This is a genomic window from Streptomyces sp. NPDC038707 (assembly GCF_040636485.1).
Classification (GTDB): Bacteria; Actinomycetota; Actinomycetes; order Streptomycetales; family Streptomycetaceae; genus Streptomyces.
Map to the genome: position 1 here is coordinate 21783 of NZ_JBEZUP010000004.1, position 14441 is coordinate 36223.

At 68.9% G+C, this 14441-nt stretch carries 17 protein-coding genes and 1 tRNA gene; 5 read left to right on the top strand and 13 right to left on the bottom strand.

Going from position 1 to position 14441, the window contains the following annotated elements; translation table 11 throughout:
- Window positions 1-43: 43 nt before the first annotated feature.
- From AB0E62_RS07005 to ugpC, 3 genes are all read right to left on the bottom strand, one after another.
- Complete coding sequence (locus AB0E62_RS07005; RefSeq protein ID WP_362189260.1) at window positions 44-775, bottom strand: nucleotidyltransferase family protein; 732 nt, start codon at window positions 773-775, stop codon at window positions 44-46.
- Window positions 776-874: 99 nt separating this feature from the next.
- Complete coding sequence (locus tag AB0E62_RS07010) at window positions 875-1336, bottom strand: hypothetical protein (protein WP_362189263.1); 462 nt, start codon at window positions 1334-1336, stop codon at window positions 875-877.
- 185 nt (window positions 1337-1521) lie between these two features.
- On the bottom strand, window positions 1522-2658 hold the full coding sequence (ugpC, locus tag AB0E62_RS07015; protein ID WP_362189266.1) for a sn-glycerol-3-phosphate ABC transporter ATP-binding protein UgpC: 1137 nt from the start codon (window positions 2656-2658) through the stop codon (window positions 1522-1524).
- Window positions 2659-2865: 207 nt separating this feature from the next.
- Between ugpC and AB0E62_RS07020 the strand changes: the two genes are divergently transcribed.
- A tRNA-Thr gene (locus AB0E62_RS07020) sits at window positions 2866-2939 on the top strand.
- Window positions 2940-3020: 81 nt separating this feature from the next.
- On the opposite strand, the gene AB0E62_RS07025 is transcribed toward AB0E62_RS07020, so the two are convergent.
- From AB0E62_RS07025 to AB0E62_RS07070, 10 genes are all read right to left on the bottom strand, one after another.
- Window positions 3021-4172, bottom strand: a complete 1152-nt coding sequence (locus tag AB0E62_RS07025; protein WP_362189269.1) for a site-specific integrase — start codon at window positions 4170-4172, stop codon at window positions 3021-3023.
- A complete protein-coding gene (locus tag AB0E62_RS07030; RefSeq protein WP_074992639.1) occupies window positions 4172-4354 on the bottom strand; it encodes a helix-turn-helix domain-containing protein in 183 nt (60 codons plus the stop codon). The genes AB0E62_RS07025 and AB0E62_RS07030 overlap by 1 nt, the downstream gene beginning before the upstream one ends.
- Window positions 4347-5648 (bottom strand): replication initiator, encoded by a 1302-nt coding sequence (locus AB0E62_RS07035; protein ID WP_362190109.1) that lies wholly within the window; start codon window positions 5646-5648, stop codon window positions 4347-4349. The genes AB0E62_RS07030 and AB0E62_RS07035 overlap by 8 nt, the downstream gene beginning before the upstream one ends.
- A gap of 141 nt (window positions 5649-5789) precedes the next feature.
- Entirely contained in the window at window positions 5790-6035 is a 246-nt protein-coding gene (locus AB0E62_RS07040; protein WP_362189272.1) for a SpdD protein, read from the bottom strand.
- Window positions 6036-6060: 25 nt separating this feature from the next.
- Complete coding sequence (locus AB0E62_RS07045; RefSeq protein WP_362189275.1) at window positions 6061-6255, bottom strand: hypothetical protein; 195 nt, start codon at window positions 6253-6255, stop codon at window positions 6061-6063.
- A 16-nt stretch (window positions 6256-6271) separates the two neighbouring features.
- Window positions 6272-6463 (bottom strand): mobile element transfer protein, encoded by a 192-nt coding sequence (locus AB0E62_RS07050; protein WP_362189278.1) that lies wholly within the window; start codon window positions 6461-6463, stop codon window positions 6272-6274.
- A gap of 11 nt (window positions 6464-6474) precedes the next feature.
- Entirely contained in the window at window positions 6475-7086 is a 612-nt protein-coding gene (locus AB0E62_RS07055; protein ID WP_362189281.1) for a DUF2637 domain-containing protein, read from the bottom strand.
- 34 nt (window positions 7087-7120) lie between these two features.
- On the bottom strand, window positions 7121-8497 hold the full coding sequence (locus AB0E62_RS07060; RefSeq protein ID WP_362189284.1) for an FtsK/SpoIIIE domain-containing protein: 1377 nt from the start codon (window positions 8495-8497) through the stop codon (window positions 7121-7123).
- Window positions 8497-8853 (bottom strand): hypothetical protein, encoded by a 357-nt coding sequence (locus AB0E62_RS07065; protein WP_362189287.1) that lies wholly within the window; start codon window positions 8851-8853, stop codon window positions 8497-8499. Before AB0E62_RS07065 ends, AB0E62_RS07060 begins: the two co-directional genes overlap by 1 nt.
- A 167-nt stretch (window positions 8854-9020) precedes the next feature.
- Window positions 9021-9809 (bottom strand): GntR family transcriptional regulator, encoded by a 789-nt coding sequence (locus AB0E62_RS07070; protein WP_086696535.1) that lies wholly within the window; start codon window positions 9807-9809, stop codon window positions 9021-9023.
- A gap of 109 nt (window positions 9810-9918) precedes the next feature.
- Between AB0E62_RS07070 and AB0E62_RS07075 the strand changes: the two genes are divergently transcribed.
- The 4 genes from AB0E62_RS07075 (at window position 9919) to AB0E62_RS07090 (ending at window position 13373) form a co-directional block, all read left to right on the top strand.
- The gene (locus tag AB0E62_RS07075; protein WP_362190111.1) at window positions 9919-10326 is read left to right on the top strand and encodes an NUDIX hydrolase; all 408 of its coding nucleotides are present in this window, start codon (window positions 9919-9921) and stop codon (window positions 10324-10326) included.
- 46 nt (window positions 10327-10372) lie between these two features.
- Window positions 10373-10801: an ATP-binding protein gene (locus tag AB0E62_RS07080; protein ID WP_362189290.1), complete on the top strand. Its 429-nt coding sequence runs from the start codon at window positions 10373-10375 to the stop codon at window positions 10799-10801.
- A complete protein-coding gene (locus tag AB0E62_RS07085) occupies window positions 10795-11178 on the top strand; it encodes a hypothetical protein (RefSeq protein ID WP_362189293.1) in 384 nt (127 codons plus the stop codon). The genes AB0E62_RS07080 and AB0E62_RS07085 overlap by 7 nt, the downstream gene beginning before the upstream one ends.
- Window positions 11179-11627: 449 nt before the next feature.
- Window positions 11628-13373 carry an RNA-binding domain-containing protein gene (locus AB0E62_RS07090; protein ID WP_362189296.1) on the top strand — a complete coding sequence of 582 codons (1746 nt, stop codon included), beginning with the start codon at window positions 11628-11630 and terminating at the stop codon, window positions 13371-13373.
- Window positions 13374-14441: the final 1068 nt, after the last annotated feature.

The window sequence follows — 14441 nt, forward strand, 5'->3', positions numbered from 1 at the left end:
ACCGACCGCGGTACAGGGCCCCTTCGCCGTACGGATCACGGGTCTACCGGCTCAGCGCCGCCAGTTCCTTGGCCGCCTCGGTCAGGTCCTTGGCCGTGTCGATGGCCCGCCAGTACGCCCCCTGCGGGATGGGGAACCCGGCCAGCTTGTGCTCCCGGGCCAGGCGGGGGAACGTCGTCCGCTCGTGGTCCCCGCGCTCCGGCAGCAGGGCGGCGAACTCCGGGGAGAACACGTACACGCCCGCGTTGATCTCGAACGTGGACGGCGGTGCCTCGATGAAGTCGGTGATGTGCCCGAAGCCGTCGGTCTGCACCGCGCCCCACGGAATGCGCGGCCGGGCCAGCGCGAGGGTGGCGACGGCGTCCCGCTCGGTGTGGAAGTCGGCCATGTCCCGCAGGGAGAACCGGGTCCAGATGTCACCGTTGGTGGCGTACCAGGGCCGGTCGGGGTGGGGCAGGTGCGCGGCGGCGTAACGCAGGCCGCCGCCGCGGCCGAGGGGTTCGCTCTCCACGACGGTGGTGACGGAGAGGGGCAGGTCGGCCGAGTCCAGCCACTTCTGGAGGACGTCGGCGAGGTGGCCGCACGAGACGACCACGTCCGTGACACCTTCCTCGGCGAGCCAGGCGAGCTGGTGGCCGATGATCGGCGTGCCCGTGCCGGGGATCTCGACCATCGGCTTGGGCCGGTCGTCGGTGTACGGACGCAGCCGCGAGCCCTGGCCACCGGCCAGGACCACGGCTTGAGTGGGGCGCGACGCGGCGCTCGGATGGGTCATGACGGCACTGTACGTGGCGCCCCACGGGGGTGTGGCGGCGGCAACGGTCCTGGCGGGGCCGCCGCCGGCCGCGTCGGCTGTGGGTGTCGGCTGCGCGCGTCAGCTGTGTGCCGCCAGGACGCCCGAGGCGAAGGACGTGTCGCACACGGGGCGGGCGTAGGACTGGGCGCGCGAGGCGCCGTAGATGCGCACCGCGGCCGTGCCGAGGGCGCGGGCGATGGAGGAGCAGTGCCGGGCGAGCGCGGGGCGTCCGTTGACGGCCCGCTGGAGGTGCGTGAGCACCGCGCCGGGGTCCTGGTCCTGGAGTTCGCTCATCAGCCGCTCGCGGAGCACGTCCTCGGGGGCGCGGGCGGCCGTCCGGGCGGCGACCGTCGCCGACGTCACGTCGGAGGCGGCCAGCACCGAATCGGCGGGGCTGCCCGTCCAGTTGACCCGGGTGACCGCGAGGGTCCCGGAGAGCACCATGAAGACGGGCAGGACGAGGGCGAGGGTGCGGCCGATCCGGCGGGCGGGGCCGCCCCGGTGGCTGCGTCGCGTCTGTGGGGTGGTGGAGTGCTTCACGCGTGTGAGGGTAGCGCCCGGTAATGACAGGGGGACAATGCGTCACCCCTTCGGGGGATGAGGAAGCACGGATTTCCGGGTAACGGGTTGACGCATCACCCGTCGGAGACCGTTCCGTGGGAGACCGTACGACACGAAGGGCCCCGCACGCCGAGCGCGCGGGGCCCTTCCGGTGCCGTGGGCCGTCAGTCGGACAGCCGCTCGCCGGTGGACGTGGAGAACACGTGGATCTCGCCCGGCCGCGGCACGACGTGCAGCGTGGAGCCCTTGTCCGGGATCTGCCGGCCGTTGACGCGGACGACCAGGTCCTTGACCTCGCCGCCGACCTCCGCGGAGCCGTACACGTAACCGTCGGCGCCCAGCTCCTCGACGACGTTGACCGAGACGGCGAGGCCGGCCGGGGCGTCGGCGCTGTCCTTGGACAGGGACGCGGCGGCGCCGCCGTTCAGCTCGACCACGTCGAAGTGCTCGGGACGGACGCCGACGGTGACCGTGCGGTCGCCCCGGTCGGCGGCGGTCTTCAGGGCCTCCCGGTTGACCGGGACGACGCTGTTGCCGAACTTCACGCCGCCGTCCGTGATCGGGACCTCGACCAGGTTCATGGCGGGGGAGCCGATGAAGCCGGCGACGAAGAGGTTCGCGGGCTTGTCGTACATGTTCCGCGGCGAGTCGACCTGCTGGAGCAGACCGTCCTTGAGGACCGCCACCCGGTCGCCCATCGTCATGGCCTCGACCTGGTCGTGGGTGACGTAGACGGTGGTGATACCGAGCCGGCGCTGGAGCGAGGCGATCTGCGTACGGGTGGAGACGCGGAGCTTGGCGTCCAGGTTGGACAGCGGCTCGTCCATGAGGAAGACCTGGGGCTCGCGCACGATCGCGCGGCCCATGGCGACACGCTGGCGCTGACCGCCGGAGAGCGCCTTCGGCTTGCGGTCCAGGTACTGGGACAGGTCGAGGATCTTCGCGGCCTCCTCGACCTTCTGCCGGATCTCCGCCTTCGGCACGCCGGCGATCTTGAGCGCGAAGCCCATGTTGTCGGCGACCGTCATGTGCGGGTAGAGGGCGTAGTTCTGGAACACCATGGCGATGTCCCGGTCCTTGGGCGGCAGGTGTGTGACGTCGCGGTCACCGATGCGGATGGCGCCGCCGTTGACGTCCTCCAGGCCCGCGAGCATCCGCAGGGAGGTGGACTTGCCGCAACCGGACGGGCCGACCAGGACGAGGAACTCGCCGTCCTCGATCGCGATGTCGAGCGCGTCGACGGCGGGCTTGTCGGAACCCGGGTAGATCCGGGTCGCCTTGTCGAACGTGACTGTGGCCATGGTGAATGGGCCCCCTTCTACCGGCAGGAACGTGCCGGACGATCCGTTGTAGGAAGGTGGTGGGTGTAGTCCACCGGGGTGAACTGGACCGAGACGCTACCTGGCGATCACCCGCCGTGTCAGTACTCCGGCCCCGGTGAACTTCACGGAAATTTTCGACAGGGCCGCCCCCGGACCTGGGTACACTGCACGAGCACCCAGGTGCGCGCCTCCTTAGCTCAGCTGGTCAGAGCGCCGCTCTTGTAAAGCGAAGGTCGTCGGTTCGAATCCGACAGGGGGCTCTTGGGTTGAACAGCGCGAACGCCCCGGCCGATGATCGGTCCGGGGCGTTCGACATCCACGGGTGACATCAGCGCGGGCGGTCACTCACGGTCGACACGGCGCCTGAGCAGGCGATCCATGTGGCTGATGGCCTCGCGCTGCGTGTCCGACGTCACGTGCGTGTAGACGTCCATCGTGATGCTGATCTGGCTGTGCCCGAGGATCTCCATCACCACGCGCGGCGCGACACCGGCGGCGGTGAGGAGCGTGGCGCAGCCGTGCCGGGCGTCGTGCAGACGGATGCGCCGAAGGCCGGCGGCGTCGGTGATGCGGAAGAACGACCGGTTGACGTTCTGCGGGTCGATCGGACGGCCGGTGCGGGTGGTGAAGACGTACGAGGACGAGGACAGCTCGACCCCCTTGAGCCGAGCAGCCTCCGCATGCCGCATCCGGTGCCAGCGGAGCGCCGCCAGACAGATGAGGGGGAGGGGCACGGGACGCGCCCGGCCGCTCTTGGTGGTGTCCTCGTACAGCTCCCCGCCGACGCGCTGCACCTGCTTGCTGATCCGCAGGACGCGCTGTTCGAGATCGACGTCCGACCAGCGGAGCCCCAGGATCTCGCCGCGCCGCAGACCCATGGCGACCGCCAGGACGAAGGCGGCGTACAGCGGGTCGCGGCGCGCGTGCTCCAGGAACGTCAGCGTCTCGTCCAGCGTCCACGGAGTCAGCTCGCGGCGGGGCACCTTCGGGGCCTCCACGAGCGAGGCGGCGTTTCGCGTCACCAGCTCCTCGCGGCAGGCCGCGGTGAGGGCGGTCCGTAGGACGCGGTGTGCCTCCTTGGCCGTGGCCGGCGAGGCACGGCGGGAGACCTCGGCGACGAGGGTTCGCACGTGGCGGGGTCCCAGCGCCTCCAGGCTCTTGGAGCCGAGCAGCGGCACGAGGTAGAGGCGCACGTGCATCGCGTACTTGCTGTACGTCGTCCGCTTCCGGTTGGGCTTGATGAAGTGCTCCAGCCAGTACGGCAGCCACTCCGAGAGCTTGGCCGACTTGGTGGGCACGGGCACGCCCTGGTCCACCTTGTCGAGCAGTTCCCGGCGCTTGGCGTCGCACTCCGCCCAGGTCTTGCCGTAGGCGAACTTGCGGGCGCGGGTGCCGTCCGGCTGAAGCACGTAAACCGCGCACTGGAACCGGCCGTCCTTACGCTTGGTGATGGTGCCGGCACCGTTGGGGTTCCGCTTGCGTTGCTGGGCCATCAGGCGGCCGCCTCCAGTTCGGTGGTGATGTACTCGCGGACAGCCCGCGCCGGGATACGGCGGCACCGGCCTATGGTGATCGAGGGAAGACGCCGGGAGCGGATGAGGTCGTAGACCGTGGAGCGGCCGAGCTTGAGACGTGCCATGACGTCCGGGACCGTCAGCAACTCGTCGTCATGCACGGGTGGGTTCTCCTTCCGTTCCGGGAGCGGGTTCGAGGGATGCGGCAAGCCAGGCTTCGGCTTCGGACAGGCCGGTGCCGGCGAAGACCCAGTGGGCGAGGACGTACGTCGTCTCGATCTCCGGGCCGTTGGCTGCTGCGGATTGTGCTCGGCGCCATGCGGCGCGGGCGTCGCGGAGGGCGCCGAGGGTGGTGGAGTAGCGGCGGGACTTGGTGGAGAAGTGGCCGCGGAAGCCGAGCATGTGGGCCCAGGCGCGCAGGCGGAGGTGTTCCAGGTCCTTGCGTGCGCCGAGGGTCCAGGCGGTCCGGATCAGGCGGCGGGCGTGGTCGCTGATGTCGAGCTGGGCCAGCTCGGCGGCGAACTTCAGCGGCCGGTCGAGGGCACCCGTCGCGGTCTCGGCGCCCTTGGTGGCGTACTTGGCGATGTACGCGGCCACGGCCCGCTCGGTCAGCTCCTGGCCGCCGTTGAAGTCGGCGGAACGGATCGTGCGTACGTCGAGCTGACGGCCGAAGGTGAAGGTGTGGGCGCGGCCATCGATGACCGGGCCGTTGACGCGTGCCTTGGCAGCAGCGGCCTCGATGGCGTCGGTCAGCAGGTCGGCGGTGGCCCAGGGCGGGGGTGGGGTGTCGGCGCCGCCGGGGCCGTCGAGGCGGATGACCGCGTGGAAGTGGACGGCGCCGCGCTTCTGGTATTCGGCGACCTTGGCGAAGGACACGCGGGCGTGGTCGCGGAAGCGGCGCTGTGACAGGCCCGCGCGCTTGGCGACCTCCCGGCGGAGGTGGATGGAGAAGCGGCGCCAGAGCTGTCCGGCGTGGGCGTTCCAGAGGACGGCCCCCTCGTAGTCGTAGGTGTCCGGGTCGAGTGGGGTGCCGAGTGTGGTGTCGTCCTGGTCGTGGTGGGTTCCGCAGCGGCAGGGGCGGCCGTCGGTGCGGCGGTTGTGGACCGGGCCGAAGCCGGGGGCGGTGAAGGTGGCGAAGACGCGGGGGTGTGCGGCGACGTGTTCCGGGGCGCCTTTGCCGCCGCGCAGTCCGGCGGTGATCAGGTGGAAGGTGTCTCGGCGGTAAACCTCGGCGCAGGCCGGGCAGCGGGTGGTGCGGCGGTTGTTGCAGCGGACGAGGAGTTGGCCGGCCGGGAGGGTGGTCGAGTCGAGGTGGTGGAGGACGCGGCCGATCTCTCCGGTGGTGGTGTCGATGTCGTACTCGGTGCGGTGGCCGTCGAGGCGGATCGGGTGGGTGCAGCCGCCGAGCCCGGAGAGCTGCCGCAGGATGCCCGGCAGGCCGCCGTTTTCGGCCAGCCTCGCGAGTTCCGGGAGCGGGGGCGGGGTGGTGCGGGTGAAGATGGCGGTCTCCTTCTGACTGGATCGGTCAGGGGTGATGGGCCCGGGGCGGCCGGATGCTTGGCCGTGTCGCGGCCGTCCCGGGTGCGGTCGGACGGGTCAGCGCCGGTGCTGCTCGCGGAGCAGGGTGCGCAGGACGACGGTGGCGACGGCCACGGAGATGGCCGTGACGGCGACGGCGGCCAGGAGCGCGGTGAGGACGACGCCGCCGACGAGCAGGGCCACGACCGTCTTCTGATCGACGGGAAGTGACGCGAGGCCGCGTCGGGCGGGGGCCGGGTCGGCCGGTGCGTGGGTGTGGGCGGACGGCGGGGTCGGGTTCTCCGGGTACTTGGGCAGGAACACGGCTTGGCCTCTCTTATCTACTCGTCTAGTCATGTGAGCCGTTTACGACGCCGACGCCGGACCGGGTGCCGGACTCGATGGCGGGGGCGAGGAAGGTGTGCGAGAGCCAGAAACCGAACAGCGCGATGAGGACGACAATCCAGGGACGGACGCCGAGGAACTTGATCGCTCCCCAGGCGAAGAACCCGAGGATGAAGACGAGCGGCAGGCTGACGGTCACGGTGGTCCGGGTCCTTTCAGCGGACGGGGCAGCGGTGGGTGCGGGCGGCCAGTTCGGCGGCGGCGCGGCTGTCGTAGTCGGCGGAGAAGCCGCAGCACGGGGCAGTGCAGGCGGCGGTGTGCTTCTCGCGGCCCCGGTGGTCGTAGGAGGTGCCGACCTGGACGGGGCCGATGCGGGTGACGTTGCGGAAGCTGCGGTTGGCGGACATGCGGTCTCCTCTCAGAGGTGGGTGGCGATGGCTTCGGCCATCGGTGCGGGGACGCCGAGGCGGGCGCGGAGGGTCGGGGTGTCGATGGGGGCGCCGGTGCGGGCGTGGTGCTCGGCGGCGACCTTGCGGGCGTGGTCGATCAGGGCGGACGGGACGGGGATTGGTACCGGTCGCGTCGGTGTCTCGATGGAGGGTTGTTCGGGGGCGGTTTCGGGCTCGTCCACCTGGTCGTCGATGACTTCCGTCTCGGGGCCCGGCTTGGGTGCGGAGTGGGCGAGGAGCGTCCCGCCGAGGAAGGCGATGGCGGGCCAGCCCGCGACGAGGATGCGCAGCCAGGCGGGAACGTTGCCGAGGTCGAGGAGGCCGGCGGTGGCGACGTTGGCGCCGAGGGAGGCGGCGAGGGCGATGACGAACCAGCACCAGGCCGCGGCCTTGCCGTTGCCGGAGCGCAGTCGACGCCAGGCGGCCACGAGCAGCAGATCGACGGAGACGGGATAGGCCCACGCTTTCCATCCGTCCTGTCCGGCCGCCACGGCGACATCGTGGAGGTGGGCGAAGGACAGCGCGGCGGCGATGAGCGCCTGGACGAGTACCGCGTCGACGCGGGCCAGGTGGGCGCGCATGATGCGGCTCCTTCCGGAGTCGGGCAGGGGTAGGTCAGTCGGTGACCGGGTGGGGCAGGACGACCGGCGCCGTGTGCTCGACCGGACGTTCCGGTACGTCGGGGCGGAAGGGCTCCAGTGCGGGCAGGTCGGGCACCAGTCCGGCGGACGTGCGGCAGGTCTCGGCCGCGTCGGTGAGGGAGAGGTACGGCGTGCGGATGCGGGACCAGCCGCCGGAGGTGTCGCCCGCCACGGCCAGGCCGGGCCGTTCCGGTGCGATGGAGCAGGCAGCCACGACCGCTTCGGGGGCGATGTCGCCGAGGGCCATCTTCGCGGAGGCTTCGTCGTTGACGCGGTGGCAGACACGGCCGGTCAGCTGGGCGCGGAGCATGGTGGCGCCCTTGCCGAGTTCAGAGCCGAAGCGCTGCCCGCACACCTCCAGGTAGATGCCGGCGGCGCGGCCGAGCTGGGCGAGCCGGATGAGCTGGGTGACCATCTCGTCCCGGCGTTCCTCGTCCTTCTTCGTGGCGACGAGGAAGAGTTCGGCCACCTCGTCCACGAACAGCACGACGGGTACGGGGCGCTCGTGCTCGGGCAGGCCCCAGATGTCGGAGGTGATCTCCTCGTCCGGGGTGCCAGGGGCGATGCCCTGCCGGGCCTTGATCAGGTCGTATCGGTCCTCCATCTCCTTGACCAGTACGGGCAGCAGTTCGGCCGCCTGTTCCGGGTCGGTGGCCAGCGCGGAGAGCCGGGGTGCGAAGGGAGCCAGTTCGACGCCCCGCTTACAGTCGATGCCGACCAGGGCGACGGGCTGAGGAGCGAGGCCGGCGATGAGATGGCGCAGGTACATGGACTTGCCGGACAGGGTGGCGCCGAGGGTGAGCTGGTGGGGGATGGTGCGGTAGTCGCGTACGAACGGCGTGGCGTCTTCGCGCAGGGCGACCGGCACTTTGAGGAAGCCGTCCGCGATCTTGCGCGGCATGCGGACCCGTCGTAAGACGTCGTAGCCGACGAGCCGCAGCTCGATGACACCCGGCTTGACCGGGGTGACGTAGACGGCGTGGACGCCCCAGGCGTGCCGCAAGCGTTCGGCCGAGGCGGCGAAGTCGGCGGGTTCCTGGCCCGGGGCCAGGCGGAGGCGTATCCGCAGGCCGGTCGTGGTGGGCCGGAGCAGGCCCCGGCGAGGTGGTACGGGCCGCACCTCGCGCCGGGTCATGGCCTTGGCGGCGAGCACCCGGAGCCGGGACGGCGCCATGGTGAGGCCGCATGCCTCCATCACCGAGCCATAGGCGCTGAGCAGCCGGACCGTGGACAGCGGGAGGCCGACCGTGGACCAGTACGCCGCCGGGTGCTTGGCTCGGGCGTAGGCGGCTCCGCCGCCGAGCGCGGCGACAGGACCACTCACTTCCAGAAGCGTCGTCAGGTCGGACATCAGGCAGCGGCCCCGGTGGCGGCCGGGAAGACGGCGGGGGTGACGGCGGCGGCGCGGTAGGCGATGCCGTGGCGCTGCTGGCCGTTGAAGAAGGACTCCCACGGCCGGGCGACCAGGCCCGGCAGCGAGACCGGCGCCCCCAGAGTCAGCCCCTCGGAGATGCCGCCCTCCGGAACGGTGACCTTGATCAGCGAGGACTCGCCGTCCTCGATGTAGACGACGCCGATGGTCATCAGCGCTTCACCGCTGTTGGCGTCCTTGGCGATCTCGCCGGTCTGCCGGTCGCGGACCTTCGGTTCGGGGGCCTCGGTGAGGAGGATCGTGGCACCGGAGGTCTCCACGCGGATGGTGCGCAAGGCACACTCCTATCTACTCGTCTATACAAGATGGGTTCTGTGAGTCCCTTGATCGGGATCACGGAATCACCTTGCCACACAACTCGCCCACTCGTCTATACGAGTAAGCGTGTTGGGGTGTACGAGTTCGGGAGAACGCCCCCGCGCACCACCGCAAATCGTGACGATCAGGTCGCCGGAAGCTGGTACGAGAGGACGTACGCGTCCGCCGCCATCACCGTGTCGCAGACCTCCACGGCCCGCCCCTCGGTGTCGAAGGCGGTCCGGATGAGATGGATGACCGGGACGCCGGCGGCCAGCCGCAGCGTCTTCACCTCGGCGGGCGAGGGCATCCGGGCGCGGATCTCCTCATCGAAGTGGTCGAGGCGGTGGCCCAGCTCTTCCAGGCGGGCGTAGATGCCACCGGGGCCGGGGTTGGGTTCGGCGATGGGGGTTCCGCGGGCGATGTCGAGCGGGAGGTAAGAGGTGGCGAACTCGACCGGCCGCCCGTCGAGCAGGTACCGGCGCCGACGGGCCAGCACGCGCCGCACGGATCCGAGCCGGGTGGAGATGTCCTGGCTGGCCTTCTCCTCCTTGACCTCCAGGCTGTCGACCTGGGGGTGGCCGCCGGCCGCGTCGGCCTCCACGATGAACGCGGACTTGCCTTGTTCCCGGTGACGGCGGGCGAAGCGGTCGGAGGCGAGTCGCCTGACGGGCGGGCGTGGCCGTACGAAGACTCCCCTGCCGTGCTCGGCGTGGACCAGGCCCTCGCCCTGGAGGATGGAGAAGGCGTTGCGGACCGTCATCCGGGACACCCCGAAGTGGTCCACGAGGTCGGCTTCGGAGGGCAGCTTCTCGCCTTCGCGGAATCGCCCACGGTCGATGGCCTCGCGCAGCTGGTCGGCGATCTGCCGGAAGACCGCACGATCGCTCGTGGGGTCGAGATCACCGAGGAGGCCCGAAGATAGAGGGCTCACGTGAGTACTCCTTTAGGTATCTAGACGAGTGGGCGAGTGCTGTTGCTACGGTGGAGAGCCTAGCCAGCCGAGAGGGCCGAGGAACGTGAGCACTGAACGCCCGCACTCCGTGAGCGTCGCCGGGGTCGTCGTGGACGACCAGGGCCGGGCCCTCCTGATCCAGCGCCGGGACAACGGTCACTGGGAGCCGCCGGGCGGTGTCCTCGAACGCGAGGAGACCATCCCGGAAGCCCTCCAGCGGGAAGTCCTCGAAGAGACCGGCATCAAGATCGCGCTTCCCGCGACCCTGACCGGCGTCTACAAGAACATGAAGGACCTGATCGTCTCGCTGGTCTTCCGCTGCGAAGCCGCCGACGGTGTGCCCACCACCGGTGACGAGACCCGCGCACTGCGCTGGGCCACCCGCGAAGAGGTCACCGAGCTGGCCGACGAGGCGTACGCGATACGCGTCCTTGACGCACTCGACGCTACGACCCCGCCGGCCATTCGCGCCCACGACGGCGTGAAACTCGTCTAGCCCGAACCCGCTGCACATGGCGGCCTACCAGCATGAAGGAACTTGTATGCACGAGTATACGAGTAAGACCCGGGTGTGGGGGCTGAGTTGCCCAGGATTCCCGGAAGAAGTGAGCCGGGCCCGCCGCTGGACCCGCGACATCCTGCGCGGCTCCCCTCTGGCCGACGACGCCGAGCTGATCGTGAGCGAGCTGAGCACGAACGCGATCCGCCACACGGCCAGCGGCTGGGAGCCCGGCAGCTTCCACCTGGCCGTCGCCGTCTCGGCACAGGTGATCGCGGTCTCGGTCACGGACGACGGCGGAGCGGCCACGGCCCCGAAGGTCGAGCACCAGGACCACGAGGCCGAGCACGGTCGGGGACTGGGCATGGTCAGCGCCCTCGCCCACCGGGTCGTCGTCCACGACACCGACCAGGGCCACACGGTCACCGCCGAGCTGTACGCCGACGCACGGCTGGGAGGCCGACGATGCTGATGAAGCTGCCCCGGTGGGGGTTCTGGTGCGAGTGCTGGACGGAGAGCCTGACCGAGCAGGGTCCGCCGGCACTGGTGGCATCGTTCGACGCCTACTCCGCTCCGCAGGCGGACCGTTGGGTAGCGGTCGCCCTCGAAACGATCTCCCCGGCACTGGACGCGGACGCCTCCAGTGCAGCGTGGGAGTGGATGTATGACGGCCGGATCGACACCCGACGAGCCCTACTGCGGGCCGAGCCCTGCACGGTGTCCCTGACCCACGTCAGCACACGCATCACCTGGACGATCCGACCGGTGTTCTTCCTGCCCCTCGCACACCGCCAGGGAACCGAACTACCGACATGCGCCCACGACTTCACGTCACACTCGACAGGCTGAGTTACAACTTTCTCTACTGGTTCAAGGCCCGCGCACGGCGCGGGCGCGCGCCGCCTCTGCGGCGCGGCCTGCCTCCTGTCTTCGCCCCGGCTGGCCGCGCCCGGCGGCGCGCTCGGCGGCTGCGGGCATGAAGTGGGGAGACACCCTCTGTGGCTGGGGCGGTCGGCTCCACGGCTTTAGGCAGCCACTTTGGCGCGAGCCTCGAAGATCATGGCCCCAACGTCGTGCTTTACCGGGCAGGTCCACAGACTGCCCGACGCGCCGGAAGCTTACGGGGCCATGATCACTCGCGCCAAAGCAGCTCCAGCCCAAAGCCGCTCCACCGACCTTGCAACCCACGCGCGCCACTAGGGAGCGGCGTGCAGGCCCTTTGGGGCGCCTTTGGGGATACTCTGACTGCAAGACTGTCCCCAAAGGAGCCTCAAACGATGCCACCGTCGGTCCTCCCAGTGCTGGAGAAGGTGCTCGCTGGCACAACGGCTGCCAAGTGCGAGACAGAGACGTTGGACTTCAAGCAGGCCAAACCCAACCAAAAGGATGCCTTCGCGGATCTGGCCGAGGCTGCAGTCTGCTTCGCCAACGCAAGCGGCGGGACGATCGTCGTTGGCGTCGTTGACGCACGCGGCGGCGAGCAGGCGTTTATCGGCTGCGACTTGGACGCACCCACCCTGCGAGGCAGGATTCACGCACTGACTACCCCATCCCTACTGGTGGAAGTCGATGAGATCACGTTCGCCGGTAAGAGGCTCTTGGTCATCTCAGTCCCCGAGGGCCTTGAGGTGTACTCCACAGCGAAGGGTTACACATACCAGCGAATCAATACTGACTGCATTCCGATGCGGCCGGCGGATGTAACTCGCCTGGCAGAGGAGCGTCGAGGGTTCGACTGGTCGGCTACGCCCAGCGGCCGCCCCCTTGAAGACATTGACCCTCTGGCCTTTCGGTACTGCCGACGACTTCTAACCAGTTCAATTGATGTCACACGGCAGAGGCATGGGAAACTCAACGATCGCGACCTACTCCATGCAATGAAGGCCGTGGCGGATGATGGAACCCTCACCCGGGCTGGCGAATTGATGCTGTGCCAGGACGCGACGTCATCTCCAGCCGAGGCCATCGTTTATCAGCACCGCCGCACACAGGCCGGTGAAACTGATGCGGTCCTGCGGCTTGGTACGCCACTCGTTCTAGCTTTTGAGGAAGTCCTCCAAGCTACCCGAGCGCGCCAGGGAATTACCCCAGTAACCCTGCCTGATGGCCGACAGTTGCAGATCGAGGACTACCCATCCGCAGCCGTTCGCGAAGCGATCGTAAATGCACTCATTCATGGCGACTGGCGCCTTCGCATTCCTGTGCGTATCGAACACTCCCCCCAGTACCTAAAGATCGACTCCCCTGGCCCACTCGTGTCGGGTGTGACCACGAGCAACATCCTTACCCGGGGATCGCGAGCACGTTACCCCTCGCTTGCTGCCGCCTTCCGGCTTCTTGGCCTGGCCGAGGAAGTCGGTCAAGGCGTCGACCGCATGTATCGCGAGATGATTCGCTCAGGACGAGATGTGCCCGTCATTACAGAGGACTCGGAACAGGTATCTGTCCTATTCCGCGGGGCGCCGCCTAATACGCGTATCGCCAAATTCCTGGCCTCCCTCCCGGAAGATGAGCAGGACGACACCGACGCCCTGCTCATCATTCGCATCCTTTGTAACAAGCGCACAGTCAAAGCATCCGAAATCGCAAGTGTTATTCAACGCACGGAAGAGGAGGCGCAGGCGGCACTCTTGAGGCTGTCTGTGGAGCCCCTAAATATTTTGGAGCCAACTCGCGGAACGATGCGCAATAGACTTCCCTCTTACCGCCTGCGTGGGGAAGTCGTAGCCCGTCTAGGCAGCGCCGTCACATATCATAGCCGAGCAATCGACGATATCGACAAGAAGATCATCGAGCACATTATCGACTACGGTGAAGTAAACAACAGGACGATTCAGCGCCTGTTCGATGTGGACGTCTATCAGGCTCGCGACATTCTGCGCGACCTGGTCGGCCGCGAAGTAATCACCCGTACGTCAGAACAAAAACGCGGAACTGCGGTGCGGTATGGTCCTGGGCCTGCATTTCCGAAGACCAAGAAAACCCGCTCCCGCAAAAAGATCACTCCCGAGGCCGGGAATGGGAGCGATGAGACAATCTTCTGATTTCTACCTCCAGCTAGGCTAGCAGCGGATGTCTAGCTCAAGTGTGTGTCTCACTGCGTGACAACGCCGAGGAACAGCAGCGGACACCCACAGACGCTCGCGCACGAACGCAACAGGACAGAGACTCTTTGACCCGCGGTCTGCCGCACACACCCAACTTGCTTCGGGGTGAAGCGGTCACCCCCATTAGGGTGCTCCGCATTACCGACGAAGCCCCCGACTGTCCTGAGTGCAGCCGGCTCTGCAAGCGGGAGGGTGATGGCCGGCGGACCTGTCGGGCGCTGTGGCGGTGTGCTGGTCGGCATGTCTGGTGGGGCTGGGCCGACCGGCCGGATGAGCCGCTGGAGGTCTGCCCCTTTCCGAAGCTGGGCTGCTGACATCCACGAGTGACATCAACGGCGGCGGACGGCGGCGGCAACCAGCGGTCGTGTGCGGTACCGGTGCACGAGGCGTGCCACGCCGGACCAGGGCGAGAACGAACTTGTAAAGCGAAGGTCGTCGGTTCGAATCCGACAGGGGGCTCTTCGAACGCCGTGCCGACCTGTGGTTTCTTCCCAGGGAGGCGCTTTGCTCGGCCTCGGACTCCGCGTCCGGGGCCGTTCGCGTGAGCGGTGCGTGCGCGACCGCGTCACCAGGACCCGGCCGGCCTGGACGACGGCGGTGGCGAGCCGGGCCCGGTGGACCGTACCCGGTGGCACGAACGCCCGCCACTGATGTGTACGACGAAGTCCCCGCTGCTCCAGTCCGCACGCTGTCCGGCCGGCGTCCGGGAGCCGGCGGCCGCGTCCGTCCTGCCGCGACTCGGGCACGCGCGTGGAAGACTCCGCACCCGCACCCTGCGTCTCGGTCCCCGTGGCCTTGTGGACGGCGTGGTTCTACTGTGGGAGCAGGCAGATCCTCGCGAAACGGTCTCCACCAGGAGGGGCCGCGAGGTCTTCGTTCCTACGCGAGTTTCCCGCGCGGAGAACGCGGAGGCGCGGGGGGACCCACCCAACGGTGATCTACCTCCGGCCCCGGACGGCGGTCGTCGAGCAGACCGCACGCGTGATCACACCCCACGGGACAAAT